Source organism: Lactobacillus sp. UMNPBX15 (assembly GCF_002553785.1).
In the GTDB taxonomy this organism is placed as follows: Bacteria; Bacillota; Bacilli; order Lactobacillales; family Lactobacillaceae; genus Lactobacillus; species Lactobacillus crispatus.
In genome coordinates, this window is sequence record NZ_PCYV01000066.1 from 1 (window position 1) to 2,054 (window position 2,054).

Sequence of the window (2,054 nt, forward strand, 5' to 3'; positions counted from 1 at the left end):
ATTAATAAAGTCGCTTCGAGAGATGCGACGAGAGCTTAAAAACAGACATGTAAGGAAAGAAAACAAATAAAAAGAAAAAAGTACTTGCAAAGAAGTAAATAAGCTGGTAATATATTTAAATGTCGTCAGGCAAAAGCGAAAAAAACTTGAGCAAGACGAAAAAACAAATCAAAAAAGTTCTTGACAAAGAAATGATGGTTTGATAAAATATAAAAGCTGTCTGCTTTACAAAAAAAGCAAGACAGAGGTAGTACTTTGAAAACTGAACAAAGTTTCGCTAAAAGTGTGCGGGTGTAAAAACCCAAACAAGAAGCGAAGTCAATTCGCAAGCAATAAATTTGAGACAAAGATCTTAAATAAGGAATGAGCAATCATTCAAACTTTTTAAAATGAGAGTTTGATCCTGGCTCAGGACGAACGCTGGCGGCGTGCCTAATACATGCAAGTCGAGCGAGCGGAACTAACAGATTTACTTCGGTAATGACGTTAGGAAAGCGAGCGGCGGATGGGTGAGTAACACGTGGGGAACCTGCCCCATAGTCTGGGATACCACTTGGAAACAGGTGCTAATACCGGATAAGAAAGCAGATCGCATGATCAGCTTTTAAAAGGCGGCGTAAGCTGTCGCTATGGGATGGCCCCGCGGTGCATTAGCTAGTTGGTAAGGTAAAGGCTTACCAAGGCGATGATGCATAGCCGAGTTGAGAGACTGATCGGCCACATTGGGACTGAGACACGGCCCAAACTCCTACGGGAGGCAGCAGTAGGGAATCTTCCACAATGGACGCAAGTCTGATGGAGCAACGCCGCGTGAGTGAAGAAGGTTTTCGGATCGTAAAGCTCTGTTGTTGGTGAAGAAGGATAGAGGTAGTAACTGGCCTTTATTTGACGGTAATCAACCAGAAAGTCACGGCTAACTACGTGCCAGCAGCCGCGGTAATACGTAGGTGGCAAGCGTTGTCCGGATTTATTGGGCGTAAAGCGAGCGCAGGCGGAAGAATAAGTCTGATGTGAAAGCCCTCGGCTTAACCGAGGAACTGCATCGGAAACTGTTTTTCTTGAGTGCAGAAGAGGAGAGTGGAACTCCATGTGTAGCGGTGGAATGCGTAGATATATGGAAGAACACCAGTGGCGAAGGCGGCTCTCTGGTCTGCAACTGACGCTGAGGCTCGAAAGCATGGGTAGCGAACAGGATTAGATACCCTGGTAGTCCATGCCGTAAACGATGAGTGCTAAGTGTTGGGAGGTTTCCGCCTCTCAGTGCTGCAGCTAACGCATTAAGCACTCCGCCTGGGGAGTACGACCGCAAGGTTGAAACTCAAAGGAATTGACGGGGGCCCGCACAAGCGGTGGAGCATGTGGTTTAATTCGAAGCAACGCGAAGAACCTTACCAGGTCTTGACATCTAGTGCCATTTGTAGAGATACAAAGTTCCCTTCGGGGACGCTAAGACAGGTGGTGCATGGCTGTCGTCAGCTCGTGTCGTGAGATGTTGGGTTAAGTCCCGCAACGAGCGCAACCCTTGTTATTAGTTGCCAGCATTAAGTTGGGCACTCTAATGAGACTGCCGGTGACAAACCGGAGGAAGGTGGGGATGACGTCAAGTCATCATGCCCCTTATGACCTGGGCTACACACGTGCTACAATGGGCAGTACAACGAGAAGCGAGCCTGCGAAGGCAAGCGAATCTCTGAAAGCTGTTCTCAGTTCGGACTGCAGTCTGCAACTCGACTGCACGAAGCTGGAATCGCTAGTAATCGCGGATCAGCACGCCGCGGTGAATACGTTCCCGGGCCTTGTACACACCGCCCGTCACACCATGGGAGTCTGCAATGCCCAAAGCCGGTGGCCTAACCTTCGGGAAGGAGCCGTCTAAGGCAGGGCAGATGACTGGGGTGAAGTCGTAACAAGGTAGCCGTAGGAGAACCTGCGGCTGGATCACCTCCTTTCTAAGGAAGCGAAGGATATGGAGAGCAGGAATGCTAAGAGAAGTATCCAGAGCAAGCGGAAGCACACTGAGAAACTTTGTTTAGTTTTGAGGGTAGTACCTCAAA

1 rRNA gene is annotated in these 2,054 nt (G+C 48.7%); it reads left to right on the forward strand.

Annotation, left to right across the window (positions count from 1 at the left end):
• Positions 1-385 precede the first annotated feature (385 nt).
• Positions 386-1,949, forward strand: a 16S ribosomal RNA gene (locus tag CP366_RS10280).
• Positions 1,950-2,054 lie beyond the last annotated feature (105 nt).